This is a genomic window from Amycolatopsis sp. NPDC051371, from assembly GCF_040682155.1.
Taxonomy (GTDB): Bacteria; Actinomycetota; Actinomycetes; order Mycobacteriales; family Pseudonocardiaceae; genus Amycolatopsis.
In genome coordinates this window covers 1-25,467 of sequence record NZ_JBFBAG010000063.1, presented here as the reverse complement: position 1 = coordinate 25,467, position 25,467 = coordinate 1, and the positions used below count along the sequence as shown (strand labels likewise).

General features: G+C 71.3%; 30 protein-coding genes and 2 pseudogenes. 17 read left to right on the top strand and 15 right to left on the bottom strand.

What is annotated here, in order from left to right; translation table 11 throughout:
* The first annotated feature begins 143 nt into the window (after positions 1 to 143).
* From AB0M59_RS47055 to AB0M59_RS47035, 5 genes are all read left to right on the top strand, one after another.
* The gene (locus AB0M59_RS47055) at positions 144 to 2,693 is read left to right on the top strand and encodes a DUF5127 domain-containing protein (protein WP_364628749.1); all 2,550 of its coding nucleotides are present in this window, start codon (positions 144 to 146) and stop codon (positions 2,691 to 2,693) included.
* 22 nt (positions 2,694 to 2,715) lie between these two features.
* Positions 2,716 to 3,858 carry a type III PLP-dependent enzyme gene (locus AB0M59_RS47050; protein WP_364628746.1) on the top strand — a complete coding sequence of 381 codons (1,143 nt, stop codon included), beginning with the start codon at positions 2,716 to 2,718 and terminating at the stop codon, positions 3,856 to 3,858.
* The gene (speD, locus tag AB0M59_RS47045; RefSeq protein WP_364628743.1) at positions 3,851 to 4,210 is read left to right on the top strand and encodes an adenosylmethionine decarboxylase; all 360 of its coding nucleotides are present in this window, start codon (positions 3,851 to 3,853) and stop codon (positions 4,208 to 4,210) included. Before AB0M59_RS47050 ends, speD begins: the two co-directional genes overlap by 8 nt.
* Positions 4,210 to 5,085, top strand: a complete 876-nt coding sequence (locus AB0M59_RS47040) for a spermidine synthase (protein ID WP_364628740.1) — start codon at positions 4,210 to 4,212, stop codon at positions 5,083 to 5,085. The genes speD and AB0M59_RS47040 overlap by 1 nt, the downstream gene beginning before the upstream one ends.
* 182 nt (positions 5,086 to 5,267) lie before the next feature.
* Entirely contained in the window at positions 5,268 to 5,894 is a 627-nt protein-coding gene (locus AB0M59_RS47035) for a DUF4360 domain-containing protein (RefSeq protein ID WP_364628737.1), read from the top strand.
* 173 nt (positions 5,895 to 6,067) lie between these two features.
* On the opposite strand, the gene AB0M59_RS47030 is transcribed toward AB0M59_RS47035, so the two are convergent.
* The 3 genes from AB0M59_RS47030 to AB0M59_RS47020 form a co-directional block, all read right to left on the bottom strand.
* Complete coding sequence (locus tag AB0M59_RS47030) at positions 6,068 to 6,499, bottom strand: hypothetical protein (RefSeq protein ID WP_364628735.1); 432 nt, start codon at positions 6,497 to 6,499, stop codon at positions 6,068 to 6,070.
* 168 nt (positions 6,500 to 6,667) lie between these two features.
* Positions 6,668 to 6,805, bottom strand: a complete 138-nt coding sequence (locus AB0M59_RS47025) for a hypothetical protein (protein WP_364628732.1) — start codon at positions 6,803 to 6,805, stop codon at positions 6,668 to 6,670.
* A gap of 113 nt (positions 6,806 to 6,918) precedes the next feature.
* Positions 6,919 to 7,371 carry a MarR family transcriptional regulator gene (locus AB0M59_RS47020; RefSeq protein ID WP_364628729.1) on the bottom strand — a complete coding sequence of 151 codons (453 nt, stop codon included), beginning with the start codon at positions 7,369 to 7,371 and terminating at the stop codon, positions 6,919 to 6,921.
* Positions 7,372 to 7,445: 74 nt separating this feature from the next.
* On the opposite strand from AB0M59_RS47020, the gene AB0M59_RS47015 reads away from it, so the two are divergent.
* Complete coding sequence (locus tag AB0M59_RS47015; protein ID WP_364628726.1) at positions 7,446 to 9,509, top strand: MMPL family transporter; 2,064 nt, start codon at positions 7,446 to 7,448, stop codon at positions 9,507 to 9,509.
* Here the strand turns inward: AB0M59_RS47015 and AB0M59_RS47010 are convergent.
* Entirely contained in the window at positions 9,499 to 9,876 is a 378-nt protein-coding gene (locus tag AB0M59_RS47010; protein WP_364628724.1) for a MerR family transcriptional regulator, read from the bottom strand. The genes AB0M59_RS47015 and AB0M59_RS47010 overlap by 11 nt on opposite strands.
* A gap of 48 nt (positions 9,877 to 9,924) precedes the next feature.
* Between AB0M59_RS47010 and AB0M59_RS47005 the strand changes: the two genes are divergently transcribed.
* Both AB0M59_RS47005 and AB0M59_RS47000 read left to right on the top strand, forming a co-directional pair.
* Complete coding sequence (locus AB0M59_RS47005; protein ID WP_364628722.1) at positions 9,925 to 10,731, top strand: MBL fold metallo-hydrolase; 807 nt, start codon at positions 9,925 to 9,927, stop codon at positions 10,729 to 10,731.
* Positions 10,732 to 10,797: 66 nt separating this feature from the next.
* A pseudogene (locus AB0M59_RS47000) lies at positions 10,798 to 10,875 on the top strand (anti-sigma factor antagonist); the annotation flags it as partial.
* 306 nt (positions 10,876 to 11,181) lie between these two features.
* Here AB0M59_RS47000 and AB0M59_RS46995 read toward each other — a convergent pair.
* The 5 genes from AB0M59_RS46995 to AB0M59_RS46975 all read right to left on the bottom strand — a co-directional run bounded on the left by AB0M59_RS46995 (position 11,182) and on the right by AB0M59_RS46975 (position 13,728).
* On the bottom strand, positions 11,182 to 11,325 hold the full coding sequence (locus tag AB0M59_RS46995; protein ID WP_364628719.1) for a hypothetical protein: 144 nt from the start codon (positions 11,323 to 11,325) through the stop codon (positions 11,182 to 11,184).
* Positions 11,318 to 11,713: an ATP-binding protein gene (locus AB0M59_RS46990; RefSeq protein WP_364628717.1), complete on the bottom strand. Its 396-nt coding sequence runs from the start codon at positions 11,711 to 11,713 to the stop codon at positions 11,318 to 11,320. Before AB0M59_RS46990 ends, AB0M59_RS46995 begins: the two co-directional genes overlap by 8 nt.
* Positions 11,714 to 11,805: 92 nt before the next feature.
* Positions 11,806 to 12,189: an STAS domain-containing protein gene (locus AB0M59_RS46985; protein WP_364628714.1), complete on the bottom strand. Its 384-nt coding sequence runs from the start codon at positions 12,187 to 12,189 to the stop codon at positions 11,806 to 11,808.
* Positions 12,190 to 12,288: 99 nt separating this feature from the next.
* Entirely contained in the window at positions 12,289 to 13,458 is a 1,170-nt protein-coding gene (locus tag AB0M59_RS46980) for a VanZ family protein (protein ID WP_364628711.1), read from the bottom strand.
* A gap of 75 nt (positions 13,459 to 13,533) precedes the next feature.
* A complete protein-coding gene (locus tag AB0M59_RS46975) occupies positions 13,534 to 13,728 on the bottom strand; it encodes an antitoxin (protein WP_364628709.1) in 195 nt (64 codons plus the stop codon).
* A 208-nt stretch (positions 13,729 to 13,936) separates the two neighbouring features.
* Between AB0M59_RS46975 and AB0M59_RS46970 the strand changes: the two genes are divergently transcribed.
* From AB0M59_RS46970 to AB0M59_RS46955, 4 genes are all read left to right on the top strand, one after another.
* Positions 13,937 to 14,860, top strand: coding sequence for an NmrA family NAD(P)-binding protein (locus AB0M59_RS46970; RefSeq protein ID WP_364628706.1), 924 nt, complete (start codon positions 13,937 to 13,939; stop codon positions 14,858 to 14,860).
* Positions 14,857 to 15,264: a PPOX class F420-dependent oxidoreductase gene (locus AB0M59_RS46965; protein ID WP_364628704.1), complete on the top strand. Its 408-nt coding sequence runs from the start codon at positions 14,857 to 14,859 to the stop codon at positions 15,262 to 15,264. The genes AB0M59_RS46970 and AB0M59_RS46965 overlap by 4 nt, the downstream gene beginning before the upstream one ends.
* A 114-nt stretch (positions 15,265 to 15,378) precedes the next feature.
* Positions 15,379 to 17,088 carry a sulfatase gene (locus AB0M59_RS46960; RefSeq protein ID WP_364628701.1) on the top strand — a complete coding sequence of 570 codons (1,710 nt, stop codon included), beginning with the start codon at positions 15,379 to 15,381 and terminating at the stop codon, positions 17,086 to 17,088.
* Positions 17,089 to 17,234: 146 nt separating this feature from the next.
* Complete coding sequence (locus AB0M59_RS46955; protein ID WP_364628699.1) at positions 17,235 to 17,564, top strand: hypothetical protein; 330 nt, start codon at positions 17,235 to 17,237, stop codon at positions 17,562 to 17,564.
* 61 nt (positions 17,565 to 17,625) lie between these two features.
* On the opposite strand, the gene AB0M59_RS46950 is transcribed toward AB0M59_RS46955, so the two are convergent.
* The 3 genes and pseudogenes from AB0M59_RS46950 to AB0M59_RS46940 all read right to left on the bottom strand — a co-directional run bounded on the left by AB0M59_RS46950 (position 17,626) and on the right by AB0M59_RS46940 (position 19,546).
* On the bottom strand, positions 17,626 to 18,282 hold the full coding sequence (locus tag AB0M59_RS46950; protein WP_364628823.1) for a mandelate racemase/muconate lactonizing enzyme family protein: 657 nt from the start codon (positions 18,280 to 18,282) through the stop codon (positions 17,626 to 17,628).
* 67 nt (positions 18,283 to 18,349) lie between these two features.
* Positions 18,350 to 18,643 (bottom strand): annotated as a pseudogene (locus AB0M59_RS46945) (hypothetical protein); the annotation flags it as partial.
* 138 nt (positions 18,644 to 18,781) lie between these two features.
* Positions 18,782 to 19,546 (bottom strand): helix-turn-helix transcriptional regulator, encoded by a 765-nt coding sequence (locus tag AB0M59_RS46940; RefSeq protein WP_364628696.1) that lies wholly within the window; start codon positions 19,544 to 19,546, stop codon positions 18,782 to 18,784.
* Between the two features lie 113 nt (positions 19,547 to 19,659).
* Here AB0M59_RS46940 and AB0M59_RS46935 point away from each other — a divergent pair, with 113 nt between their 5' ends.
* The 3 genes from AB0M59_RS46935 (at position 19,660) to AB0M59_RS46925 (ending at position 21,925) form a co-directional block, all read left to right on the top strand.
* Positions 19,660 to 19,863: a hypothetical protein gene (locus tag AB0M59_RS46935; protein WP_364628693.1), complete on the top strand. Its 204-nt coding sequence runs from the start codon at positions 19,660 to 19,662 to the stop codon at positions 19,861 to 19,863.
* A gap of 297 nt (positions 19,864 to 20,160) precedes the next feature.
* On the top strand, positions 20,161 to 21,282 hold the full coding sequence (locus tag AB0M59_RS46930; RefSeq protein WP_364628690.1) for a S1 family peptidase: 1,122 nt from the start codon (positions 20,161 to 20,163) through the stop codon (positions 21,280 to 21,282).
* 100 nt (positions 21,283 to 21,382) lie between these two features.
* The gene (locus tag AB0M59_RS46925) at positions 21,383 to 21,925 is read left to right on the top strand and encodes a dihydrofolate reductase family protein (protein WP_364628687.1); all 543 of its coding nucleotides are present in this window, start codon (positions 21,383 to 21,385) and stop codon (positions 21,923 to 21,925) included.
* Here the strand turns inward: AB0M59_RS46925 and AB0M59_RS46920 are convergent.
* The 3 genes from AB0M59_RS46920 to AB0M59_RS46910 all read right to left on the bottom strand — a co-directional run bounded on the left by AB0M59_RS46920 (position 21,922) and on the right by AB0M59_RS46910 (position 24,139).
* Positions 21,922 to 22,512, bottom strand: a complete 591-nt coding sequence (locus AB0M59_RS46920; protein WP_364628684.1) for a TetR/AcrR family transcriptional regulator — start codon at positions 22,510 to 22,512, stop codon at positions 21,922 to 21,924. The genes AB0M59_RS46925 and AB0M59_RS46920 overlap by 4 nt on opposite strands.
* A gap of 4 nt (positions 22,513 to 22,516) precedes the next feature.
* Positions 22,517 to 23,386 carry an alpha/beta fold hydrolase gene (locus tag AB0M59_RS46915; RefSeq protein ID WP_364628681.1) on the bottom strand — a complete coding sequence of 290 codons (870 nt, stop codon included), beginning with the start codon at positions 23,384 to 23,386 and terminating at the stop codon, positions 22,517 to 22,519.
* Between the two features lie 315 nt (positions 23,387 to 23,701).
* Positions 23,702 to 24,139 carry a nuclear transport factor 2 family protein gene (locus AB0M59_RS46910; RefSeq protein ID WP_364628678.1) on the bottom strand — a complete coding sequence of 146 codons (438 nt, stop codon included), beginning with the start codon at positions 24,137 to 24,139 and terminating at the stop codon, positions 23,702 to 23,704.
* Positions 24,140 to 24,189: 50 nt separating this feature from the next.
* On the opposite strand from AB0M59_RS46910, the gene AB0M59_RS46905 reads away from it, so the two are divergent.
* Positions 24,190 to 24,834, top strand: coding sequence for a helix-turn-helix domain-containing protein (locus AB0M59_RS46905; RefSeq protein WP_364628676.1), 645 nt, complete (start codon positions 24,190 to 24,192; stop codon positions 24,832 to 24,834).
* A 37-nt stretch (positions 24,835 to 24,871) separates the two neighbouring features.
* Entirely contained in the window at positions 24,872 to 25,378 is a 507-nt protein-coding gene (locus tag AB0M59_RS46900; protein WP_364628673.1) for a VOC family protein, read from the top strand.
* The last annotated feature ends 89 nt before the right edge of the window (positions 25,379 to 25,467 follow it).

The window sequence follows — 25,467 nt, the reverse complement described above, 5'->3', positions numbered from 1 at the left end:
TCCGCACCGGACCTGCGCGTCCAGTGGTCCGCAAAGGAATCACCACACCGACCAACGGCGGATTTACAACGTTGTACCAACGATGTAAAAGTGTCCCTGCGCTGTTCGTCGCTCCGGCTCGCACGCCGTGGAAGGGGCCACCGATGTCCTCCCGAGAACGCGATCACCTGACCCGCCGGGACCTGCTCCGGCTCGCCGGGGGGACGGCCGCCGCCGTCGCCGCGGCGCTGTGGCTGCCCGGCACGGCCGCCGCCGCGGGCACCTTCAGCCCGATCCGCCCGCCCGCCACCCCGCTGATCGTCCGCTCGCCGTACCTGTCCACCTGGCAGCCCGCCGACAACCTCCCGGGCACCTGGTCGAGCTTCTGGACCGGCCACACCACCGCGTTGTGTGGTCTCGCCCGTATCGACGGCGTCGCGTTTGTCTTCGCCGGCTCGCCCGCGCTGCCGGGCGGGCCCGCCCTCACCCCGATGACGCAGGTCAGCCTGCAGGTGACCGGCACGCGCTCGACCTACGTCCTCGCCGGCGGCGGGGTGAACCTGACCGTCACGTTCTTCTCGCCCGTGGATCCGGCGAACCTCCAGCGCCAGTGCGTGCCCTTCGGCTACGTGACCGTCCAGGCCGCGAGCGCCGACGGCCGCGCGCACGCCGTCGACCTGCACTTCGACACCTCCGCCGAGTGGGTGCACGGGAACACGTCGACCCCGGTCACCTGGACTCAGCAGCAGTCCGGCGGCCAGACACTGCTCAGCTGCACCCCGGCGAGCCCGGGCGTGCTGCAGGAGAACGGCGACCAGGCGAGCTGGGGTTCGCTCGTGCTGGCCGCGCCGACGTCCGGTGTCAGCTGGCAGATCGGGCAGGACACCGTCGTGCGCGCCGCGTCCGCCGGCCAGGGCGCGCTGAACAACACCAGTGACACGGCGCAGCCGCGCGCGATCAGCGACCGCTGGCCGGTGCTGGCCTTCAACAAGAACCTCGGCACGATCCCGGCCGGTGGCTCGTCGAGCCCGTTCACGCTGTCGATCGGGCACGTCCGCACGCCCGCCGTCCGCTACCTCGGCACGCCGCTGAACCCGTGGTGGACGCACTACTGGGGCAGCTGGCAGGACATGGCCGTCTGGTTCGCCAACGACTACGCGAGCGCGCTCACCGCCGCGACCGCGATCGACCAACGCCTGCACGACGACGCCGTCGCGGCGGCCGGCGGCGGCAGCACCGGCGAGCACTACGCGGGGATCTGCGCGCTGGCGCTGCGCCAGGCCTTCGGCGGCACCGAGCTCGTCGACCGGGGCGGCGCGCCGTGGGGCTTCCTCAAGGAGATCTCCTCCAACGGCAACATGTCCACTGTGGACGTCACCTACCCGGCGTTCCCCGCCTACCTCTACCTTTCCCCGGCCTACCTGCGGCTGATCCTGGAGCCGCTGCTCGACTACGCCGAGCGCGGCGGCTGGCCGATGCAGTTCGCCGAGCACGACCTCGGGACGCACTACCCGGACGCGACCGGGCACAACGACGGCAACGAGGAGAGCATGCCGGTCGAGGAGTCGGCCAACCTGCTGATCATGGCCGCCGCCCTGGTGCAGCGGCTCCCATCGGCGGAGGCGAGCGCGTTCGCCACCACCCACTACCGGATCCTGCGGCAGTGGGCCGAGTACCTGATCGGCACCACCCTCGACCCCGGGTTCCAGAACCAGACCGACGACTTCACCGGCTTCATCGCCCACAGCGCCAACCTCGCGCTCAAGGGCATCATCGGCGTCGGCGCGATGGGCGTCATCGCCGCCACGACCGGGAACACCGCCGACGTCCAGCGGTACCGGTCGACGTCCCGCAGCTACATCAGCCAGTGGGTGACCCTCGCGCAGGACACGTCGAACCAGCACCTCAAGCTGGCCTACGACCAGCCCGGCACGTGGAGCCTGAAGTACAACGGCTTCGCCGACCGCGTCCTCGGGCTGGACCTCGTCCCGCTCGGCGTCGCGGCGCAGGAGGCCGCCTGGTACCAGGGCCGCGCCGGCGCGCACGGCGTCCTGCTCGACCCGCGCAACAACTACACGAAGGCCGACTGGGAGCTGTGGACCGCGGCCTGGCTCACCGACCAGCCGAACATCCGGAACACGCTGGTCGAAGGCGTCTACAGCTACGCGAACAGCACACCGCAGCGCGTCCCGTTCAGCGACTGGTACGTCGTCGCCGACGCCACCCAGCGCGGCTTCCAGGCCCGCCCGGTCGCCGGCGGCTACCTGGCCCTGCTGACGCGCCCGGCGGCGTCGGCCACGGTGTGGCGCAAGCTCCAGAACCAGCGCTCGGGCAAGGTGCTCGCCGTGTCGACCATGTCCCTGGCCGACACCGCCGAAGTCACGCAGTGGTCCGACAACGGCACCGCCGACCACCTCTGGGCGGTGGTCGACAGCGGCGACGGCACCGTCCGGATCGTCAACCGCAACAGCGGCAAGATCCTGGCGGTCCACGACCAGAGCCTTGACAACGGCGCCCACGTGCAGCAGTACCAGGACAACGGCACCCCCGACCACAACTGGCGGATCGTCGACGCCGGCGGCGGCTGGTCGAAGCTCGTCAACGTCCGCAGCGGCAAGGTCATGGCGGTCGACCAGCAGTCCACGGCGGACGGCGCGCAGGTGACCCAGTGGGACGACAACGGGTCACCCGACCACCTGTGGCGGTTCGTCTGACGCCGTTTGCGACACTGGCGCCGTGTGCGCCGACCCCCTTCGCCGGTTCCTCGAGGACCGGGACCCGCCGACCCCGTGCCTCGTCGTCGACACCGACGCCGTCGCGGCCCGGGCCCGCGAGTTCCGCTCGGCGTTCCCGGGCGCGCTGATCCGGTACGCGGTCAAGGCCAACCCTGCGCCACCGGTGCTCGACGCGCTGGTGGCGGCCGGGGCCGGCTTCGACGTCGCCGGTCCCGCCGAGCTCGCGCTGTGCCTCGAGCGCGGCGCGGCCCCGGCGGACCTCGCCTACGGCAACCCGATCAAGAAGCCCCGCGACATCGCCTTCGCGTTCGAGCGCGGGGTCCGCGAGTTCACGTCGGACGCGCCCGGCGACGTCGACCACCTGGGGCGGTACGCGCCGGGCTCGGCGGTGTCGATCCGCGTGGTGCTCGACGCGCCGGACTCGGTGACGCCGTTCGGCCGGAAGTTCGGCTGCGAACCGGCCGAGGCCCTGGACCTGGTGGTGCGTGCGGCCGCGCTCGGGTTGCGGCCGGGGATCGCCTTCCACGTCGGGTCGCAGCAGCCGGCCGTCGCCGCGTGGGAGATCGGGATCGCCACGGCGGCGAAGCTGTTCGCCGAGGCCGCGGCGCAGGGGGTCGCGATGACGCGGCTCAACCTCGGCGGCGGCTTCGCGACCACGCACCGGGCGGCCGTTCCTTCCCTGGCCACGTACGCGGCGACGATCGCGACGGCGCTCGACACGCACTTCCCCGGCGACCGGCCCGAGCTGATGCTGGAGCCCGGCCGGGTGCTCGTTGCCTACGCGGGGCTGCTGCGGACCGAGGTCGTGCTGGTCGCCCAGCGTGGCGAGCGCCGGTGGGTCTACCTCGACATCGGCCGCTACAACGGCCTCGCCGAGGCCGAGAACGAGGCGATCGCCTACCGGTTCGAGCCGGTGGGGGAGCACGACGGCCCGGCCGGGCCGGTGGTGCTCGCCGGGCCGACCTGCGACGGCGACGACGTCCTCTACCAGCGGACGCGCTACGAGCTGCCGCTGTCCCTGCGGACCGGCGACCGGCTCGACGTGCCGGGCACCGGGGCCTACACCGCGAGCTACGCGTCGGTCGGGTTCAACGGCATCGAGCCGCTGCGCACCCACTGCGTCGGGAGGTGGGGCGATGCCTGAGGTCGGCCGGTTCACCGGGCGGCACGTGCTGGCCGAGCTGCACGGCATCGACCCGGGCCTGCTCGACGACGCCGCGCGGCTCGGGGAGCTGCTGCGGGCGGCGGTGACGGAGGCGGGCGCGACGGTCGTCGACGTCGTGGCCAAGCGGTTCGCTCCGCAGGGCGCCACGGTGATCGCCCTGCTGGCCGAGTCGCACGCGTCCGTCCACACGTACCCCGAGCACGGGTCGCTGTTCGCCGACGTGTTCACCTGCGGCGAGCGCGCCGATCCCGAGTACGCGCTGCGGTTGCTGGCGAAGTCGCTGGACGCCGCTTCGGTCCACCTGTCCGTCCTGCACCGGGGAGAACGCTGATGCCCACGATCCACGAACCGGTCGGCGCCGGCCTCACCCGGGGGTGGGAGGTCGACGACGTCGTGTTCAGCGCGCGCACGCCGTTCCAGGAGGTGCTGATCGGGAAGACCGCGCAAGGGATTTCGCTGTTCTGCGACGGTGAACGCCAGAGCACCGAAGCGAGCCAGCTCGTCTACCACGAGGCGCTGATGGTGCCCGCGCTGCTGCTGGCCGAGCGGGTGCGGCGGATCCTGATCATCGGGTCGAGCGAAGGGGTCGCCTCCGAGCTGGCGGTTTCGGCGGGCGCCACGGTCGTCGACCACGTCGACATCGACGAGCAGGCGGTGCGGGCCTGCGCCGAACACCTGCCGTACGGCTACACGACCGCGGACCTCGCGCGCGCACTGGTGGAAGGTGCCGGCCCGATCCGGGTGTCCTTCGAGGACGGCTGGGCGTTCCTGGCCGCGGCCGAAGCCCGGGGCGACACCTACGACGTGGTCGTGATCGACCTGCCCGACGAGAACACCGACCCGGACGCACAGCACAACCGCTTGTACGGCACGGACTTCCTCGGCCGGTGCGCCCGGCTCCTGGCCCCCGGCGGGGTGGTGACCTGCCAGGCGGGCTGCCCGACGCTGTGGCGCAACGAGACGCTGCTCGCGTCGTGGCGCCGGTTCCGTGAGGTGTTCCCGACGGTGCTGTACTTCGGTTCCGACGAGCACGAGTGGGCCTTCCTGTCCGGGCGCGCGGACCGCGTCGACGAGCCGGGCGCGCTGGTGGCGCGGCGGTTCGCGGAGCGGGGGAGCCGGGCGACGACCCTGGACGCCGAGGCACTGCTCGGCGGCGCGACGCCGCCGTACTCGCTCCGGCACGATACTGGTCTGGACCAGCACTGACCGTCGATTATCCGCTATTCGCAACCGGTGAAGAGTGAAATAGCGGGAAATGGATTTCCCGTACTCCGAGTCGTCGTGTTACTCCGTTTAGTGGCCGTCGAAAACGTTGCGATCGCGCTACGATCCGTTCCGCGCGCGATCATCGTGATCAAAAGGCACCGTGGCCCATTTGGAGGAGCGTCATGCTCGGTATGTTGGTCGTAGCCGGAATGGTTCTGTCCGCCCTCGCCGCACCCGTCGATTCCGCGGCGGCATCGGCTCCGACCGAAAAGATCACGCTCGACATCAAGACCATCAACGGGTCCGGCTGCCCGGCCGGCACCGCCACGGCGTCGGCCGACGTCGCGTCCGACAACACGTCGTTCACGGTGCGCTACACGAACTTCACCGCCAAGGCCGGCGGTGGCACGTCCGCGCTCGACGCCCGGAAGAACTGTCAGATCAACGTGCTCGTCCATGTGCCCCAAGGGTTCACGTACGCGATCGCCGAGGCCGAGTACCGCGGCTACGCGCACATCGAGAGCGGGGCGAGCGCGCTCGAGCAGGCCAACTACTACTTCGCCGGGACGTCACCGACCGCGCGGGTCCGGCACACCTACCCGGGCCCGTTCCACGGCGTGTGGCGGGCGAGCGACACCACCGACGTCGCGGCGCTGGTGTTCGCCCCGTGCGGCGAGGACCGCAACCTGAACATCAATGCGGAACTGCGGGCGGACGCGGGCACCTCCTCCGGAACGAGCTACATAGAAATGGATTCCGAGCACGCGAGTGTCGACACGATTTACCACTTCGCGTGGAAGACCTGCTGAATTCGGCGGAATTGACCGGATGACCCGCTCACCGGAACGCTTCCGGGGTTCCGGCGAAGCCGCGTTTCCGAGCGACCCGGTGTGACGTTGGGTGCGTCTGACGCACCCAGCACCACACCGGGAGTCCGCCGTGACAGCCGGATCGCAGCACGCAGCGACTCGCGCCGTTCGGGTCAGACGTGAGTGACCAGAAGTGTCACTCCGGCCTCCCCGCCGCAGTCGACGAAGACCGGGCCGACGCCGTTGCCGATGTGCTCGGACACCGTCGCCTTGGCGACGAAGTGGTCCGGTCCGGCGTCGATGATCCGGATGTTCTCCAGTGCCGGGTGCTCCGGGAAGCCGCCGAGCACGGACTTCAGTCCGGTACCGCCTCCGCAGTTGCCCGTGATGGTCACTTCCTGGCCGCGCCGGGACGTCGGGTTCGGGCTCACCTGCACGGTGGCCCTGGCTCCCTGGGGCGGCTGGTCGTGGTTCGCGTTCGTCATGGTCCCCTCCGAGATTCCCGGTGCCGCCGACGCGCCGCCGGCCAGCCCGATGCTCACCGCCGTGACGAGCCCGGCCGCGGTGGCCAGCCCGATCACCGTGCGGGTGGACTTGCTGCGCATGGTGTGCTCCTCCCTCGATCCGGAGTTCGCCGGATCTGCTTCGTCAGTCGCCGCGGGGCAGGCCCGGGGTTCTCGACGGGGAGGAATGAGACGTGGATCACATGCAGGAGTCACCCGTGGCCTCGCCGGAGGGAGCGCTGACCATCCACAAAGGACGAGCGGGTGCCGCTAGTCGAGCGCGCTCGACACCGGCAGTTCGGCCGGTTCGCGCTTCGCGGCCGGCATGAGGGTGCATCGTCGCTCGAACCGCTCCATCAGAACGGTGGCGATCAGGAGGGCCACTGGGGTGCTCACCGCGATCCACATGGAAGAAGACCTACCCACCCCCGCGCGAGATGAATCGCCGGAGGTGGCCGCGGCACGGGCTTCCGGCCGTCCCTCCTGCGACGAGAACGCCGCCCGGCCTGGGGCGGAGCCGGTCAGGTCACCGGTTGGTCTCGATCTCCCGCGGACAGCCGGGTGATCACGTCCAGCAGCCCGGCGCGGAACGCGTCGTCCTCGCCCAGTACGCCGAGCAACGCCGGCTCGGCTCGCACCGCCCGTTCGTGCACCGCCCGGCCGGGCGCCGTCAACCGGGTCAAGTGCCGCCGAGCGTCGGCCGGGTCCGGCGTCCGGGTGACGAATCCCGCCTTGGCCAGCCGGTCGAGCGTGCGGCTCATCGTCTGGTCGGTCACCTGGCAGCGCTGGGCCAGCGTGCGCTGGGGGAGCGGCCCGTCGCGCAACGTGTGGAGCGCGATCAGCCCCGCGTGGGTGAGCCCCATGCCGTCGAGCACGGCCGCCCAGCGGTGTTCCACCAGGCGTGCCGCCACGGCGAGCAACCGGCCCGTGGGCCAGGTGCTCAGGTCGGGTTCGGGGGTTGTGCTCACCGTCACTCCGGGTCGTCGTGCAGAATGTTCAGCTTGCTGAACAATTGGGCGTGTTCGCCCTCGAAAGGACCTTAGCGACCATGAACGAGAAGCCGCGCCGGCTCCGCTGGCTGATCCCCGCCCTCCTGGTGATCGCCTGGCTCGGGCTGGGCGGGTTCGGCGGGCCGTTCGCCGGGAAGCTCAGCGAAGTCGCGAAGAACGACAACGCCGCCTTCCTGCCGCGCTCGGCCGAGGCCACCGAGGTCTCGGACGAGCAGAAGGCTTTCAGTCCGCGTCAGGTGCTGCCCGCGACCGTCGTCGCCGAGCGCACCACCGGCCTGACCGCCGAAGACCGCCGGTTCCTCGACGCCAAGGCCCAGGAGCTGAGCGGCATCCCCGGCGTCGTCGGCCCGCTCGGCAAGCCGGAGCAGGCCCCGCGCGACGACCAGGCCGTGCAGCTGGCCGTGCCGATCCTCGCCGACGGCAATCCCGGCGACGTCGTCAAGGAGGTCCGCGCGACGCTCGAAGGCGCCCCGGCCGGGCTGACCGTGCTGGTCACGGGGCCGGCCGGGCAGATCGCCGACCTGGTGAAGGCGTTCGGCGGTATCGACGGCATCCTGCTGCTCGTCGCCGGCGGGGTCGTCGCGCTGATCCTCATCGTGGTCTACCGCAGCCCGCTGCTGCCGTTCCTGGTGCTGCTCTCGGCCGTGTTCGCGCTCGGGCTCGCCAGCCTCGTCGTCTACCTGCTGGCGAAGAACGACGTCCTCGCGCTCAACGGCCAGAGCCAGGGCATCCTCTCGATCCTCGTCTTCGGCGCGGCGACCGACTACGCGCTGCTGACCGTCGCGCGGTTCCGAGAACAGCTGCGGGACACGCCGAGCCGCTTCGACGCACTGAAACTGGCCTGGCGCGCGACGCTCGAACCGATCGCCGCCTCGGCGGGCACCGTCATCCTCGGGGTGCTGTGCCTGCTGTTCAGCGACCTGAACTCCAACAAGGGCCTCGGCCCGGTCGCGGCGATCGGCATCGGCGCCGCGCTGCTGGCGTCCACGACGTTCCTGCCCGCCGCCCTGGCTCTCTGCGGCCGCGGCGCGTTCTGGCCGTTCAAGCCGGCGCTCGGCTCGCCGCACCCGGAGACCGCCGGGATCTGGGGTCGCGTCGCCGGCCTGGTCGGCCGCCGCCCGCGCACGGTCTGGGTGGTGACGGCGCTCGTCCTCGGCGTCGGTGTCGCGTTCCTGCCGCAGCTCAAGGCGTCCGGCACCGCGCAGTCCGACGTTTTTCTCACCCAGGTCGAGTCCGGGACCGGCCAGGAAGTCCTCGGCCGGCACTTCCCGGGCGGGCTCGGGGCACCCGCGATCACGGTTGCCGACGCCGGCGCGCTGCCCGCCGTGCTGAAGGCGTCCACAATGGACGGAGTCGCGCAGTCGTTCCCGCTGCCCGGCCCGGACGGCAAGCCCAAGGTCGTGAACGGCCGCGTGCAGATCCTGTCCGTGCTGAACGATCCGGCGGACTCCGAAGCGGCCGTGGCGACCGTCGGCAAGCTGCGTGACGCCGTGCACGCGACCCCCGGCGCGAACGCGAAAGTCGGTGGCCCGACGGCGATCCAGCTCGACACGCAGAAGACCTCGGAGCACGACCGCGCGCTGATCATCCCGATCGTGCTGCTCGTGATCTTCCTCGTGCTGGCCCTGCTGCTGCGGTCGTTGCTCGCACCGCTGCTGCTGATCGCGACGGTGGTGCTCTCGTTCGCGGCGACGATGGGCGTGTCCGCCTTGGTGTTCAACCACATCCTGGACTTCCCGGGCGCGGACCCGGTCGTGCCGCTGTTCGGGTTCGTCTTCCTGGTGGCACTGGGGATCGACTACAACATCTTCCTGATGACGCGGGTCCGCGAGGAGGCACTGACCCGCGGCACGCGCGACGGCACGCTGCGCGGGCTGTCGCTGACCGGCGGGGTGATCACCTCGGCCGGCGTGGTGCTCGCCGCGACGTTCTCCGCGCTCGCGGTGATCCCGATCCTGTTCCTCGCCCAGATCGCGTTCATCGTCGCGTTCGGCGTCCTGCTGGACACGTTCCTGGTGCGATCGCTGCTGGTGCCCGCCCTGACCGTGGACGTCGGGCGGCGCATCTGGTGGCCGTCGAAGCTGGCGAAAGCTACGAAATAGCCTGCTTGAAGTCCGGGCACTCGACCAGCGGCACGTGCTCGCAGGTCGCCGCGTGGCGGAGGCTGTCGCGCATGCGGGTGAGCCGGTCGATGGCGTCGTCGAGCTCGGTCGCCTTGACCGCCATCCGCGCGCGCAGCGCGTCGTCGCTCGGCGTCGCCACGAGGAACCGGGCGATCTCCGCGATCGTGAACCCGGCGCCGCGCGCGCAGGCCACGAGGTCGAGGCGGCGCAGGACGTCCGGGTGGTACGTGCGCCGCAGACCGTTGCGGCCGGCCGGCTCGACGAGCCCGCGCTTCTCGTAGAACCGCAGCGCCGACGGTGCGAGCCCGGACTTCTCGGCGACTTCGGCGATGTCGAGCAGGGTCATCGTGGCCTCCTTGACTTGAAGCGTAGTTCAAGTCGGACGATGACGGCCATGAAGATCCACCACCTCAACTGCGGGTCCGTGCGGCAGATCGAAGCCCCCGGACTGCCGGCCGCGCACGCGGTCAACCACTGCCTGCTCGCCGAGACCGAGCACGACGGCCTCGTGCTCGTCGAAACCGGCCTCGGCCTCGACGACGTCCGCGATCCCACCGCCGCCCTGGGCGGCGACTGGGTCACCATGGCGCAGCCGTTGCTCGCCGAAGACGAGACGGCCGTCCGGCAGGTCGTCCGGCTCGGCTTCACCCCGGAGGACGTGCGGCACGTCGTCCTGACCCACCTCGACGTCGACCACTGCGGCGGCCTTCCCGACTTCCCGGACGCGCGGGTCCACGCCCTCGCCGCGGAGCTGGACGCGGCCCTCGCCGAGGCGCCGAGCTTCCGGTACCGGCCGGCGCACTGGGCGCACGGCCCGAAGTGGGAGACCTACGAAGCGCCGTCCCAGGACGACTGGTTCGGCTTCGCTTCGGTGCCGCTGACGGGTCTCGCGGCAGACATCCGGCTCGTCCCGCTCGGCGGCCACACGGCGGGTCACGCGGGAGTAGCGGTGCACGACGGCACGCGCTGGCTGCTGCACTGCGGCGACGCGTACTACTACCACCGGGAGCTGATGGCCGACCCGGAGCCGCACCCGGTGCTGGACGTCGTGCAGACCCGCTCGGAGGTCCATCACGACCTGCGGGTGGGTACGCAGGCTCGGCTGCGCGAGCTGGCGAGGCGCCACGGCGACGAGGTGACGATCTTCAGCGCCCACGACCCGTGGGAACTGGACCGCTTAGGAGTCGAGCCGGGCCCGTGAGTCGGCGGTCTCGCCGGTCAGGTACGCCGTCATCCCGGTCAACGTCGGCAGGCCGACCACCCGGAAGTGCGGCTCGACTGCGGCGGGATCAGCTTTTGCGACTCCTCCGGGCTGTCGACGTTGCTGCTGGTCCACCGCGCGGTCACCGGCGCGGGCGGCCGGCTGCACTTGGACAACCGGCCGCGCGCGCTCGAGCGGCTGCTCGGTGACCAGCTGCAGCAGCAGCCGGGCCGTGGCGAACTCGAGTTCGCCGACGATCAAGACGCGGGCGGTGGCGGCGTCCGGTGCGGTCCAGGTGCAGGTCGACCCGGCGGTCATGCCGACAGCCTCGATCCGGCGGCCGGGTCCGCCAAGTACGTGCGGCGTGGAGCAGCCCCGTCGCCCGCACCGCGGACGATCTCGCCGCCGCGAGGTCGTGCGCCTCGACCAGCCAGTCCGCCACCGCGCCGGTCAGGGGACGCCGGGCTCGGCTACGGGGAAGAGCGCGAGGACCACACCCGTGACGTCGGCGCAGACGGCGGCCGTGGGCGCGGCGGCCCAGCCCCGGTCCCCGGTCTCGGGGGCCCTGCGCGCGGTGCGCACCGGGTCAGCCACGCGCGCCCGCAGGGTCGTCGGTGGCCAGCTCGGCCCACAGCGTCTTGCCGCTGGGCCGCCGCAGCTGGCCCCAGGCCGCCGCGCAGCGCTCCACCAGCAGGAGTCCGCGGCCGCCCTGGTCGGACGGCGCCCGGCGGCGAGCCGGATCGCCCCCGCCGTCTTCGACCTCGATCCGCAGCTTCGCGGTGCCGGTGAGCAGGCGCACGTGATAGGGCGCGCGGCCGTGGCGCAGGGCGTTGGACGTCAGCTCGTCCACCACCATCACAGCGGTGCTGACGACGTTCGCCGGGAGGCCGCCCAGGACCGTGCGGACCCAGTGGCGGACCTTGGCCAGCTCGGTGAGCTCGGCGGTGATGCCGAGCTCGTGCCGGATCGCTCTGAGGTTCACGTCCGCCTCCTTCGCCGTGCCGGGCTCCGGGAAGAAGCCTTCCCCTTCTTCATGCCCGGATCCGGCCCCGCCGACACGGGTATCGGAGGCATTCATGGTTCTTCCCAGGCCGCGCGCACCGCGGCGACGCTCGGGTGCAGCGGCATGACGTCGCCGAGACCGAGCCGCTCGATCGGGCGGAGCACGGCCGGCACGGTCGTCACAATGGCCAGCCGCCCGCCGGCTTCGCGCAGCCGGCCGGTCAGCCGCAGCAGGACCTGCAGGCAGCTGGAGTCGCAGTCCCCCGTCTCGCTCATGTCGAGCACGACGCGGCGGGCGCCGGGATCGGCCGGGAGCGCGTCGGCGAGCTGCGCCGAGACCGCGAGGTCGAACTCGCCGCGCAGGGTGTAGGTCTCCAGGCCACCGTCGTCGTGGACGTCCACGGACCAGCCGTCACCGGAAAACCGCTGCCGCGGCCGCAGTGCGTCGGTGGTCATGCGGGCTCCAGAATGGGGGAATCGGGGACGCGGGCCGGCGGCTCGACCTGCTCCGGGCGCAATCTACCAGCGCCGCCGATCCCGGGCAGCACGGTGTCGTCACGGTCCTTTAAGGACTTTCTCCGGGTGGGCCGGCTCGGCCGCCGGTCCGGGTTCCGGGGCGCCGGGCGGCACGATGGCGACGTTGACCGTCCGGGTCAGCCGTTCGTAGGGAGCCCGGTGCTCGCCGTCGAGCAGCACCGCCAGCGGTGTCCAGACGCCCACGACGAACACCGACGCCACCAGCGCGACGGGCAGGAGCAGCTGCTCAGGGTGCGCGCCGAGGTCCCAGTGGTCCAGGTCCAGCAGCATCCACGCGAGCCACACCGGCGACAGCAGGACGCCGTTGCGGACCAGCAGCGCGACGGGCCCGGCCCGGCGGCGGCCCCGGCGCACCACGCGCAGCAGCATCGCCCGCTTCCCGGGCGTCGACCCGGTCACCGCGGGCAGCACCACGAACCAGACGAGGGCGAGGATCACCACCGGCGTGTCGCGGTGCTCCAGGTCCTCGCCGAACAGCGTGAGCAGGCCGAAGAGGAAGCCGAGCAGCGCCGCGAACCCGAGCAGGTCGGTGGCCAGCGCGAACAGCCGCCGGGTGAACGTGACCTTCGCGGCGAGGCGCCGGTCGTGCTCGGGCTCCGGCGAGGGCAGCAGCCGGCCGAGCGGACCGGCCAGCAGCCAGCCCACGACGACGCCGGCGGTGTTGAGGATCAGGTCGTCGACGCTGAACAGCCGGTACGGGCACGGGTAGACGAACCACAGGCCGGTCAGCTGCGTCAGCTCGAAGAACAGCGACAGCCCGAAGCCGATCAGCGTCGCGGGCACGATCCGCATCCGCTGCGCGTAGCGGACGTAGAACCCGAACGGCGCGAGCATCACGACGTTGAGCGCGGTGGTCCAGACCGCCGGGTTGTGCAGCAGCGCGCCGGGGCTCCAGTGCCCGCGAGCGCGCTGCGAAACCACCTCGACGAAGTAGAAAGGCCGCAGCTGCGGAGAACTCGCGTACGTGTGGCCCGCGCAGAACGCCGGATCGGCGGGCAGCGGCAGCACCGTCTGCGTGGCGATCGCCAGCAGGTAGAACAGGAACGCGTAGAAGACGAACGTCGGCCAGCCGCCGGCGCGGCCCCGCCGGCGGTAGCTGACGAAGGCGGCCGGGAGCATGACGGCCAGCACGAGGAACGGGAAGAGGATGAGGGCCGTCCGGACGGGGACGAGGTAGGTGGCGACCACGGAGCCGGTGGTACCCAGCCGCGCGGGTAGCGAAGCGTGCTTCCCCCGGACGGCTGGGCGGTCACCGGCCGGGACTCACTGCGGAGGCGCGTCCTGCTGCCCGCCGCCCTGCTTGTGCAGGTAGTCCTTCACCTTGTCCGAGCCCTGGTCGATCTTGTCGGCGTGGTCGCCGAACCGCTGCTTGGCGGCATCGGCGGCCTTGTCGACACCTTGCTCGGCCTTGTCCGGGTTCTTCCCGATCGCTTCCTTCGCCTTGTCGAACAGGTTCATCGCCTCGGGCCTTTCCTTGGGAATCCGAGCTTCGGACCTTCCGAGGAGAACACCGGCGCAACCGGCCCGCAACCGAACGGCCGCAAGCACTCACCTGTCGTGGGTAATAGCGCCGCTTTCCCGGGTGAAAGCCGGCACCGCGGGTTTGGGAACGGCGTGTTCGGGTACGGACCGATTCCTTTCCCCGCCGCGCCCGGTCGTTACGGGCATGAGCACTCCGATCGATGAGAAACGGGTGGTCGCCGTCGTCGGCGCCACCGGGCGGCAGGGCGGCGGGCTGGCCCGTTCGATCGCCGCGGACCCGGGCGGGGCGTTCACCGTCCGGGCCATCACGCGCGACGCGGGTTCTCCGCGCGCGAAGGAACTGGCCGGGCTGGGCGCCGAAGTCGTGACCGCCGACCTCGACGACCCCGGTTCCGTCGAGGCGGCTTTCGCCGGCGCGTACGGCGCTTTCTGCGTCACGTTCTCCCAGGAACACCCGCCGGAACGGGAACGGGCGCACGCCGCGACGATGGCGGCGGCCGCGCGGGACACCGGCGTCGCGCACGTGGTGTGGTCGACGTTCGAGGACACGCGGACGGTCGTCCCGCCCGGCGACGACCGGGTACCCCTGCTGGCCGGGGGCTACCGGGTCCCGCACTACGACGCCAAGGGCGCGGCCGACGCGGAGTTCGCAGGCGTGCCCACCACGTTCCTGCGCACGGCGTTCTTCTGGGAGAACCTCCTCGACGGCGGCGGCCCGCGTCGCGGCGAGGACGGCACCCTGGCCGTCGCGCTGCCGCTGGGGTCCGCGCGGCTGCCCGGGATCGCCGTGACCGACATCGGCCGCTGCGCTCACGCGATCTTGCGCCGCCCGGAGCTGGAGGGGGAGACGCTGAGCATCACCGGCGGGAACCTGACCGGCGCCGAGCTCGCGGCCGGGTTCGCCGACGTCCTCGGTGAACCCGTGCGGTTCGACGACGTTCCCGTGGACGTGCTGCCCGCCGACCTGGCCAACATGTTCCGGTTCACCCGGGACTTCGAAGCCGCATACGCGGGTGCGCGCGATCCCGCCGAAGTCCGGAAGCTCCACCCCGGCCTGCTGACCTTCCGGCAGTGGCTGTCCGAAACCCTCGAAGGGACCTCCCGATGACCGTGCCCCTGACCGTCTCCCTGACCGGAGCTGCCCGCGAAGTGCTCGACGGCCCGCACACGGCGGTGATCGCCACCGCGAACGCCGACGGCCGGCCGCAGTCGTCGGTGATCTTCGTGAAGCGCGACGGCGACACCGTCGTGTTCAGCACCATCGAGGGCCGGCTGAAGACCCGGAACATGCGGCGCGACCCGCGGGTCAGCCTGCTGGTTTCGAGCAACCCCGGCCGGTACGTCGAGATCCGGGGCCGCGTCGAGGTCACCGACGACCCGGAAAAGGTGCTGTTGCACGAAATGTACGACCGGTACATGGGTGGGAAGACGCCGCCCCCGGAACCGGACGCGCGGCGGCTGATCGTCCGGATCGTCCCGGAAAAGCTCTACGTCTGGCCGCCCGCGGCGTGACGTGCCGCGGCGGCGTGAACCCTGCGCCGCCGCGGCCCGTATATGCGGTGAGGACCGCCGGCCCCGCCGCAGGGGCCCGGCGGCCGACCCGTGAACTTGATGTGAGGCCGCGCCATGATGGGAACCACCGGTCTGCCGCTTCCGCGGCGTATCCGCCGCCGCACCCCGGACGCGGGGGCACCCCTGCCGGACTTCGGGCTGCCCCGGGCCGCCCGGCGGCACGCCGTCGCGAGCGTGGTGCTCACCGTCCTGGCCGCGGTCCTGGTGCTGTTCGCGCTCCTCGCGCCGGACGACCTCAACTCGTTCTCGCCGGAAGCGCTGGTCCGCATACCGGTGGAAGGCCTGATCGTGGCCGCGTTCGTGCTGGTCCTGCCGCCGCGGCCGCGGCGCGTCGTCGCGGTGCTGGTCGGGCTGGGGCTCGGGCTGCTCACCCTGATGAAGGCGCTCGACACCGGCTTCTACGCGACGCTCGAGAAGCCGTTCGACCCGATTTACGACTGGAGCTTCTTCAGCGCGGGTGTCGAGTTCCTCGCCGGGGAAATCGGCGACGCGGGCACGTACGCCGTGCTGGCCGGGGCTGTGGTGCTCGCGATCGCGATCGTTGTCTTCATAGTGCTCGCGATGCTGAGGCTGACCCGGATCGCCGCCGGCCGGCGAACCGGCGCGACGCGCGTGGTGGCCGTGCTCGGCGTGATCTGGATCGGCTGCTCGCTGCTCGGCGTCGAGATCGCGCCGGGGCAGCCGGTCGCGGCCCAGAACGCCGCCGCCCTGGCCTACGACGACCTGCGCCAGGTGAGCACGGACCTGCGGGAACAGCGGCCGTTCGGCGAACTGGCGGCCGAGGACGCGTTCCGGAACACCGCCGGCGACCAGCTGCTGAACGGCCTGAGCGGCAAGAACGTGATCCTGACGTTCGTGGAGAGCTACGGCCGTGTCGCGCTCGACGACCCGGAGTTCGCGCCGAAGATCGGCGCGACGCTCGACGCGGGCACCGCCGAGCTGAAGGCGGCGGGCATCGGCGCGAAGAGCGCGTTCCTCTCGTCCTCGACGTTCGGCGGTGGCAGCTGGCTCGCGCACTCCACGGTCGAGTCCGGCATGTGGATCGACAACCAGCAGCGGTACAACAACCTCCTCGACAGCGACCGGCTGACCCTCGGCGGCGCGTTCCAGAAGGCGGGCTGGAAGACGGTCTGGGACGTCCCCGCGCACACGAAGGACTGGCCGGAGGGGCAGCGGTTCTACCACCCGGACGCCTACTACGACTTCCGGAACATCGGTTACCAGGGCCCTGGCTTCGCCTACGCGACGATGCCGGACCAGTACACGTTCTCGATGTTGCAGCGCAACGAGCTCGCGAAGTCCTCGCAGCAGCCGGTGATGGCCGAGGTGGACCTCGTCTCCAGCCACGCGCCGTGGTCGCCGCGGCCCTGGCTGGTGGACTGGAACCAGGTCGGCGACGGGTCGGTCTTCGCGCCGCAGCCGGGCGCGGGGGAGGCGCCGGAGTCGGTCTGGAAGGACCCGGCGAAGATCCGCGAGGCCTACCGCGACGCCACCGACTACTCGCTGAAGACGCTCATCTCGTTCATGCAGCACTACGGCGACGAGAACACGGTGCTCGTGTTCCTCGGCGACCACCAGCCGCCGGTGGTCACGCCGCAGGGCGCGGTGCACGACGTGCCGATCACGATCGTGGCGAAGGACCCGAAGGTGCTGGACCGGATCTCCGGCTGGGGCTGGACGGACGGCCTGCACCCCGCCGCGCAGGCGCCGGTCTGGAAGATGGACTCCTTCCGCGACCGATTCCTGACCGCGTTCGCCCGTTGACCGTCCGATTCGGACGCGGGCTAGCCCGGATGGAGCAGCGTGGTGACTTTGCGCTGCGCCGTATTCACTGGCCCGATGAATTGCCGGTAATTCTTCCGCGCTCCTACGCTTCAGAACGTCGGGTCTCTGTGCGCTGAGGAGTGTTCATGCGAAGAAAATTGGCGGTTCTCGCGGTCGCTGCGTTTTCGCTGTTCGGATTGTCGGTCGTGCCAGCGGCCGCAGCCGGCGGCGACTTCGCGCCACTCGGCTGTTTCGGCGAGCGCTACGGAACGCTCTTCGGGCAAGGCGTATCGGTCAGCTGCTTTCCGGGTGAGGGCTACGGGTACCGCGTGATCGCCCACTGCGCGAACGGCAGCGCGTTCTGGTTCGTGGCCGGCGATTTCGTGCCGTACGGATTCGGCCCGGCCGTCGCGGAATGCGCCGGGGCGCTGCTCGTCCCGTCGCGGGTGGTCACCTACCAGGTCGACGAAATCTGATTTCCGCAGAACCGTCCGGCCGCCCATTTCCGGGTGGCCGGACGGTGTCGTGTCCGGACTTTCACGACGTGCGGCGGTCGTCCATGGCGTCGCGATCCCAGTCGATTCCGAGCCCGGGCGTTTCCGGGGCTACCGCGTGGCCGTTTTCGACGGCGAGTCCGGTGCGCGTGATCGCGCGCAGCTGCGGGATGTGCTCGACGTACCGGCCGTTCGGCACGGCCGCCGCGAGGCTCACGTGCAGTTCCATGAGGAAGTGCGGGCAGACGTCGACGTTGAAGGTTTCGGCCAGGTGGGCGACCTTGAGCCACGGCGTGATGCCGCCGACTCGCGCCACGTCCGGTTGCACGATCGACGCGGCGCCGCGGTGCAGGTAGTCGCGGAACTGCGCGATCGAGTAGAGCGACTCGCCGACGGCGATCGGGACGGCGGTCGCGGCGGCGAGCCGGACGTGCCCGGAGACGTCGTCGGCCGGCAGCGGTTCCTCCAGCCAGAACAGGTCGAGCGGGTCCAGTCTGGCGACCCGCCGGACGGCCTCGGCGGCGGTCATCGACTGGTTCGCGTCCACCATGAGGTCGAGCCGCGGCCCGACGGCCTCCCGGACGGCGGTGAGCCGTTCGAGGTCCTCGCTCGCATCGGGCTTGCCGATCTTCACCTTGACGCCGCCCCACCCGGCGGTCGCGGCGGCTTTCGCGCCGGCGACGAGCTCCTCGGTGCTCAGGTGCAGCCACCCGCCCTCGGTGTCGTAGAGGGGAACGCGGCCCGAACCCGCCGGCGACGCGCCACAGCGGTTCCCCGGCCCGCCGGCACTTGAGGTCCCAGAGCGCGGTGTCGACGGCGGCGAGCGCTAGTGACGTGATGGCGCCGACGCTCGTGGCGCGGGTGGCGGCGAAGAGGTCCCGCCACAGCGCCTCGACGAGCCGCGAGTCCCGGCCGATGAGCCGGGGGAGCAGGTGGTCTCTCAGCAGGGCGACGACCGAGCTGCCGCCGGTGCCGATCGTGTAGGAGTAGCCGAGCCCGTTGCCGCCGTCGTCGGTGGTCAGTTCGACGAAGACGGTCTCCCGGGAGGTGAACGCCTGCACGGCGTCGGTCCGGGTCTGCTCGACCTCGACGTCGACGAGAAAGCCCTCGGCCCGCGTGATGACGGTCAACGATCCCCCTGAGGCTGAATCCTATAGGAAATACGATTCTGGTTGGCGGAGTGAAAACTGTCAACGACGTCAGCGCGGACCGAGCGCGTCGAGGTGGGGCAGGACGAGCGCGGCGGCGGCCGCCCGGGTGCGTACGCCGGTGCGGTCGAAGATGTGCTCCATGTGCTTGCGCACCGTCGACACCGACACGAACAGTTCCGCGGCGATGTCGGCGTTGCCGCGTCCCTGCGCGGCCAGCCGCAGCACCTCGTACTCGCGCGGGCTCAGCCGGGGAACCTCGCCCCGCCGGCGCTCGGCGTCGAGGTAGACCTCGTACAGGTGCGGGCGCAGGAGCCGGAGCACCAGCCGGTCCCGTTCGGTGAAGTCCCGGCCGCGGTCGCGGTAGAGCAGGATCCGGCGGACGACGCCCGGTGGCGCCGGCAGCGCCGCGGCCATGCAGTGGCGGCACCGGTATTCGATCTCGCAAAAGAACGGCGTCCGGCGCAGCTCGGCGAGCGAGTAGAAATCCGACCACGTGATCACGCTGGTCAGGTCACCGGTCTTCTCCGGGTACACGCACGGCCGGAATTCCTCGCGGAGCGCGAAGAACGATTTCGCCAGGGGTCCGTCGGCGCCGAACGAGAAAGTGCGTTCGCCGTCGTCGACCCACTGCTCGGCCCGCATGATCCGGTGCGGCACGTCGGTCTCGGTCAACCCGACGGCGTCGCAGGGGACCAAGCCCTGCAAGGCATCCATGGTCGCCCAGGGCATCGACGGGCCGGGGTCGTCGCGCAGTCCGTCCTCCGCCGCGGCGTACAGAGCGTGAAGATCCTTTTCGGACAGGGTTCCGGTCATTGCCGCCTCCGCGGGCCAGGGTACGCCCGGTCACGGCGAAATACGCCTGAAGGCGAATTCCGCTTTTTTCATCGCGCGGGGACTCTGGCTTCCGGAGAAAGGAGGTGGAGCCGATGTCGACGATCAATCGGGTGGAGACGCTCCGCTGGTACCGGGTGGTGGTGGTCCTGCTCTCGGCGGCGCTGACGGTCGCGACGGGAGTGGCGATCTACTTCGCCGTCAGCGAGCCGGCCGAAGTGGCGCCCCGCGTGGTGCCGGTGACCGTGCTGCCGTCCGAGCCGCCAGGGGACTGTCATGCACGTCTGGTGCCCTGTTGACTCCGTTTCGTGGTCTCGACTCCGGGGCCGTGGTGTAATTGGTCCATACCGTTTACAACGTTGTAAATGAGGGGTGGCAGTCTGTGGCGTGGACCGGTGAAGCCGGTTCGCGCCGCTTCGGTGCGCGCGAAACCCGTTGGGAGGCACTGTGTTCGGCGTAAAAGTCTACAGTGGACAGACGTTCGCCTCCGCGAATTCCGGACAGAAGACCGGACAAATCTGGACCACCTCCACGATCCGCCCGCACACTCGGCGCACGGTGAGTTTCTTTCCCTCCCCTGCCTCGAAGGAGACCTCATGCGTCGAAGAATCGCCATCGCCCTCGGCGGCGCCGCCGTCCTGACCGCGTCACTCGCCTCCGCCTCCCTCAGTCCGGCCGTCGCCTCGCCGGGGTTGATCGCCGCCATGCAGCGGGACTTCGGCCTGACCGCCGCCCAGGCCGAAACCCGCCTCGGCCAGGAAATCACCGCCGCACGGGTGATGCCGGCCGCGCAGCAGGCCGCCGGGGCCGCCTTCGGTGGTGCCTGGTTCGACCCCGCGCTCGGCAAGCTCGTCGTCGGTGTGACCGATCCGGCCGCGGCGCAAGCCGTCCGGCAGGCCGGGGCCGAAGCCGCGCCCGCCAAGGCCAGCGCCGCGAAGCTCGACGCGACCAAGGCCGCGATCGACGCCGCCGCCAAGGCCGACCCCGCGCCGGCGGCCGTCAGCGGCTGGCGCACCGACCCGCGCGCCGGCAGCGTCGTCGTCACCCTGCGGCCGGGCGCGCACGGCGCCGACGTCGATTCCTTCCTGGCGAAAGCGCGCAAAGCGGGCCCGGTCACCGTGGCGACCGCGCCGGCCGCCGAGCCGTTGTCGGCGGGGACCGTCGGTGGCGATCCCTACTACATCAACGGCAACACCCGTTGCTCGATCGGCTTCTCCGTGCAGGGCGGCTTCGTCAGCGCCGGCCACTGCGGCGGCGCGGGCAGCTCGGTCGTCGGCTGGGACGGGTCCGCGATGGGCAGCTTCGCCGGCTCTTCCTTCCCCGGCAACGACTATTCGTTCATCCGCATCGGCAACGGCTGGTGGACCGCGCCGGTCGTGCTCGGCTGGGGCACGGTGAGCGACGCGCTCGTCCGCGGCTCGTGGGTCGCGCCGGTCGGGACTTCGGTGTGCCGCTCGGGCTCGACGACGCATTGGCACTGCGGTGTCGTGGAAGGACTCAACGAAACCGTCAACTACTCCCAGGGCGCCGTCTACCAGGTGACCCGCACCAACGTCTGCGCCGAACCCGGTGACTCCGGCGGCTCCTTCATCACCGGCGACCAGGCCCAGGGCGTGACCTCGGGCGGCTGGGGCAACTGCGGCTCCGGCGGCGAGACGTGGTTCCAGCCGGTGAACGAGATCCTGCAGACCTACGGCCTCTCGCTCGTCACCGCCTAGGAAACTCCGCCGGCGGCGGCCGATGAATCCGGCGGCCGCCGCCGGTAGGTACCGGTGAGGCCGCGCCACCAGGGCGCGGCGAAAACCACCGGGAGTGGTCATGAGCGTGATCGTCGTCGAGTTCCTCACCCTGGACGGTGTCGTCGAGGACCCGGACGGCGCCGGGGGCACCGCCGCCGGCGGCTGGGCCTTCCGGCACGGCCCGGAGGCCGTGGCGGGGGACAAGTTCCGGCTCGGCACGCTGCTCGACACCGAAACCCTGCTGCTCGGCCGGACGACGTGGGAGCTGTTCGCGAAGCTCTGGCCGGGCCGCACGGGTGAGTTCCCCGACCGGCTGAACGCGGCCCGGAAGCTGGTCGCCTCGCGCACGCTCGAGGACGTGTCCGCGTGGCAGAACTCTTCGCTGCTGCACGGAGATCTCATCGACGAAGTCGAGCGTCACGAGCGCGATCTGATCGTCATCGGGTCCATCGGGATCGCGCAGGCGCTCGGCCGCCGCGGCCTGGTCGACGAGTACCGCCTGCTCGTGTTCCCGAGCGTCGCGGGCGAGGGCAGGCGGCTCTTCGAAGTGCCCGCGGACCTGCGGCTGGTATCGACCACGCAGGTCGGGCCTGCCATCCTCAGCACCTACCGGACGCACTAGGTACGCAGGAGGCTCGCGAGCCAGCCGCCGAGGACCTGCTGGACCTCGGCGCGGGTGCGCGCCGGGTCGTCGCCTGCGGCGATCATCCTCGCCGCCTCCATCACCGCGCTGAGCACCAGCTGGGCCAGGGCCCGGACGGGCATGTCCACGATCAGCCCGTCCGCCCTGGCCTGCTCAAGCACGGCGACGATCAGGCCGAGGCCGTACTCCGCCTCGATCTCGCGCCAGACGTCCCAGCCCAGCACGGCGGGCGCGTCGGTGAGCGAGATGCAGCGGACCTCTTCGCGCAGGCACGCGTCGAGGAAGACGCCGAGGCCCTGCATCATGCCCGTCAGCGGGTCCGCGCCGCCGGCGAACGCGGCTCGGACCTCTTCGGTCAGCTCGCGTTCCAGCTCTTCGACGACGGCGCGGAACAAGCCCTGCTTGTCGGCGTAGTGGTGGTACAGCGCGCCGCGGGTGACGCCGGCGGCGCGGGTGATCTCGTCCGCCGGGACGGCCTGGTAGCCGCGGGCGGCGAACAGTTCGCGCGCGGCGGCGACCAGGGCGGCTTTCGTGCCGGCGGAACGGTCCTGCTGGGTACGTCGCACCCGCCTAATCTGCCATGACGCCCGCGAACTCGGCGATGTGCCCGGCCAGCGCGGCGGGCTGGTCTTCGGAGACGAACGTGTAGGAGTCCGGGATCTCCACGACCTTCGCGTCCGGCAGCAGCGCGGCGAGCCGGTGGGCCAGCCGGATCGGGAACAGCTTGTCCTCCGGGGCCCACGCGAGCAGCACCGGCCGGTCGAACGTCCGCAGCGCCTCGGCGGCGGCGAGGGTGTGCCGCGGGTGCACGTCCCGCAGCAGCTTGCGCAGGTCGCGGCGCACTCCGGTGGACTTCCGCAGCGGCGAGAGGTAGGCCTGCGCGACGGCGTCCGGCAGCGGCCGCTTGACCACCCAGCCGAAGAGCAGGGGCAGCGGGTAGAGCGCGCGGATCCGCAGCAGCTGCCCGAGCACCGCCATCGAACCGGGGATCCGCGCGATCGGCGGCAGCGCCTTGAAGATCGGCGGGAAGAAGTACTCGAAGCAGTCGGACGGCGTGAGCACGACCCGCGCGACCCGCTCCGGACGGCGGCTGAGCAGGATCTGCGTCAGCGCGCCGCCGGTGTCGTTCGCGACGAGCGTGACGTCCCGCAGGTCTAGCGCGCCGAGGAAGTCCGCGATCAGGTCGGCGTTGCCGGTGGGGGAGAGGTCGGCGTCCGCGCGCATCGGGATTTCGTGCGAGCCCAGCGGCAGATCCGGGGCCAGGCACCGGAACCCGGCGGCGACGACGTCCGGCACCACCTTCCGCCACAGTTCGGCGTTCGTCAGCACCCCGTGGACGAACACCACCGGGGCGCCTTCGCCCCGCTCGAAGTACCGCACCTCGCCGGCCGGTAGCCGGACCCGGTGCTCTTGGCCCAGTGATTCGCTCCGCTTCGTCATGAGGGCAGAATACATACGTGGTGTATGTATGTAAATCGGAGTTATGGCTTCGGGATCGTGCTCCGGCGCGCGAGGAGTACACGGGGCTTGGTGGATTCCGGCCTCTGCCGCGGGCCGCCCGGCGACGCCACTGGCCTGAGTGATGCGGTGGTGGCCCCGGACTTGGCTTCGGGGAAAGGTCGGACCCGGGGACACCACCGCCCGCGGGACAGCTGACACGGTGCCCTGCGGTGGAACCACCCTACGAACCGCCGGCGCGCCTGGCCAGGGCCTCGATGCGGTGTCGAAGGTTTGTCGCCCGGTCGGTCACCGGACCTACCGAGAGTGGAGCGGACCCTCCGGCGCGGGCTCGTCCGGTGGCCGGTCGCCGTGGCGGTGGACGATCTTCCACTCGCCGTCTTCCCGGCGGTACACGTGCGTGACGCGCAGGGTGTACGTCGTCGGTCTGCCGTTGATCGACACGGTGTTGTGCTCGAAGCCGATCGTGTAGGCGAGGTCACCGCTCGCGCCCGCGGCGACGACCTCGAAGCGGTACTCGCGGGAGTCGGAGAACTGGGCGGCGACGCGGCGGAAAGCGTCGCCGACGTCCGCCCAGCCGGTCCGGATCGGCAGCCAGGCCCCGAAAAGGCTCACCGGGTCGGCCGTCGACCACAGTGCGGTGCGCGGGCCCGCGTCCCCGTTGTGCAGGGCTCGTTCGGCGGTGGTCTGGCGCGGCACCACGTCGGCCAGGAACTCGTCGGTGGGTGATGGCATGATGACTCCAATACAGTCAGACTGTTTTCAATACAGTGAGGATGTATCGGATGAGCGGGCCCGTCAAGCGTCGCTACGACTCGAGCCGGCGGCAGGAGCAGGCTAAGGAGAACCGGCGGCGCATCCTGGCCGCGGCGCACGCCCTGTTCGTCACGAAGGGTTACGGCCGGACGACCGTCGCGGACGTCGCCGCCGAGGCCGGGGTCGCGCCGGAGACGGTTTATTCGGCGTTCAAGAACAAGCCCGCGCTCCTGCACCGCACCTGGGACGTGGCGGTGGGCGGCGACGACGAGGACGTGCCGATGCTGGAGCGTCCGGAGCTGCGGGCCGTGTTCGCCGAGCCCGGCCTGCGGGCCCGGTTCGCGGCGTTCGCGGTCGTCAACACCGCGGCGATGCGGCGGACCGCGCGGCTGCACCTGGCCGTGCGCGGCGCGGCGGCGAGTGATCCCGCGGCGGCGGCGATGCTCGCCGAGATCGACCGGCAGCGGCTGGAGAGCATGGGAGTGCACGCGCGCGAGGCCGCGGCGACCGGGCAGCTCGCGGTCGCCGAGGAGGAATGCCGCGACGTGCTGTGGTCCACGACGGACGGGATGCTGTGGCACCGGCTCGTCGAGTGCCAGGGGTGGTCCGATGAGCGGTACGCGGCCTGGCTCGGCCGGCTCTGGGTGTCGTCGTTCGTGGTAGCCTTCAGTTGAAACTTCAACCGATTTGCGTGCCGCGCGGGGAGCCCCGATGTCGATCTTCCGCCTGAACCATGCCGTGCTCTACGTCCGGGATCTGGCCGAAAGCGTCGCGTTCTACCGGGACGTGCTGGGCTTCGGCTACATCGAAGGCGGCGACGCGCACCGCGGCGCGGCGTTCCTGCGGGCGCCCGGCTCGACCAACGACCACGACCTCGGCCTGTTCGAGCTCGGCTCGCACGCCGCGGACTCGGGCGCGGGCGCGACGTCGGTGGGGCTGTACCACCTCGCGTGGGAGGTCGACACGCTCGGCGACCTCGAACGGCTCGCCGGCCGGCTGACCGACGCCGGCGCGCTGGTCGGCTCATCCGACCACGGCACGACGAAGTCCTTGTACGCCAAGGATCCCAGCGGGCTCGAGTTCGAGGTCGTCTGGATCATCCCGCGCGAGCTGCTGACCGACGACGACCGGGCGAAGAGCGGGCGGCTCGACCTCGCGGCGGAGCTGGCGAAGTACGGTCCCGACGCCCGCAGCGGCGTGGGGATCTCGCGTCCCTAGGTGTATTGACCACGGAGGTTGGGTACGGGGCGACACGTGATCGGATGATCTTGGCGTGAGGGAGGGCCTCCGGGTTCGGTGTGGATTGC

Coding starts and splice junctions, on each gene's coding strand:
- AB0M59_RS47055 (WP_364628749.1), top strand. CDS start 144: ATGTCCTCCCGAGAACGCGATCACCTGACCCGCCGGGACCTGCTCCGG.
- speD (WP_364628743.1), top strand. CDS start 3,851: ATGCCTGAGGTCGGCCGGTTCACCGGGCGGCACGTGCTGGCCGAGCTG.
- AB0M59_RS47040 (WP_364628740.1), top strand. CDS start 4,210: ATGCCCACGATCCACGAACCGGTCGGCGCCGGCCTCACCCGGGGGTGG.
- AB0M59_RS47035 (WP_364628737.1), top strand. CDS start 5,268: ATGCTCGGTATGTTGGTCGTAGCCGGAATGGTTCTGTCCGCCCTCGCC.
- AB0M59_RS47030 (WP_364628735.1), bottom strand. CDS start 6,499: ATGCGCAGCAAGTCCACCCGCACGGTGATCGGGCTGGCCACCGCGGCC.
- AB0M59_RS47025 (WP_364628732.1), bottom strand. CDS start 6,805: ATGTGGATCGCGGTGAGCACCCCAGTGGCCCTCCTGATCGCCACCGTT.
- AB0M59_RS47015 (WP_364628726.1), top strand. CDS start 7,446: ATGAACGAGAAGCCGCGCCGGCTCCGCTGGCTGATCCCCGCCCTCCTG.
- AB0M59_RS47010 (WP_364628724.1), bottom strand. CDS start 9,876: ATGACCCTGCTCGACATCGCCGAAGTCGCCGAGAAGTCCGGGCTCGCA.
- AB0M59_RS47005 (WP_364628722.1), top strand. CDS start 9,925: ATGAAGATCCACCACCTCAACTGCGGGTCCGTGCGGCAGATCGAAGCC.
- AB0M59_RS46985 (WP_364628714.1), bottom strand. CDS start 12,189: ATGACCACCGACGCACTGCGGCCGCGGCAGCGGTTTTCCGGTGACGGC.
- AB0M59_RS46975 (WP_364628709.1), bottom strand. CDS start 13,728: ATGAACCTGTTCGACAAGGCGAAGGAAGCGATCGGGAAGAACCCGGAC.
- AB0M59_RS46970 (WP_364628706.1), top strand. CDS start 13,937: ATGAGCACTCCGATCGATGAGAAACGGGTGGTCGCCGTCGTCGGCGCC.
- AB0M59_RS46965 (WP_364628704.1), top strand. CDS start 14,857: ATGACCGTGCCCCTGACCGTCTCCCTGACCGGAGCTGCCCGCGAAGTG.
- AB0M59_RS46960 (WP_364628701.1), top strand. CDS start 15,379: ATGATGGGAACCACCGGTCTGCCGCTTCCGCGGCGTATCCGCCGCCGC.
- AB0M59_RS46955 (WP_364628699.1), top strand. CDS start 17,235: ATGCGAAGAAAATTGGCGGTTCTCGCGGTCGCTGCGTTTTCGCTGTTC.
- AB0M59_RS46940 (WP_364628696.1), bottom strand. CDS start 19,546: ATGACCGGAACCCTGTCCGAAAAGGATCTTCACGCTCTGTACGCCGCG.
- AB0M59_RS46935 (WP_364628693.1), top strand. CDS start 19,660: ATGTCGACGATCAATCGGGTGGAGACGCTCCGCTGGTACCGGGTGGTG.
- AB0M59_RS46930 (WP_364628690.1), top strand. CDS start 20,161: ATGCGTCGAAGAATCGCCATCGCCCTCGGCGGCGCCGCCGTCCTGACC.
- AB0M59_RS46925 (WP_364628687.1), top strand. CDS start 21,383: ATGAGCGTGATCGTCGTCGAGTTCCTCACCCTGGACGGTGTCGTCGAG.
- AB0M59_RS46915 (WP_364628681.1), bottom strand. CDS start 23,386: ATGACGAAGCGGAGCGAATCACTGGGCCAAGAGCACCGGGTCCGGCTA.
- AB0M59_RS46910 (WP_364628678.1), bottom strand. CDS start 24,139: ATGCCATCACCCACCGACGAGTTCCTGGCCGACGTGGTGCCGCGCCAG.
- AB0M59_RS46905 (WP_364628676.1), top strand. CDS start 24,190: ATGAGCGGGCCCGTCAAGCGTCGCTACGACTCGAGCCGGCGGCAGGAG.
- AB0M59_RS46900 (WP_364628673.1), top strand. CDS start 24,872: ATGTCGATCTTCCGCCTGAACCATGCCGTGCTCTACGTCCGGGATCTG.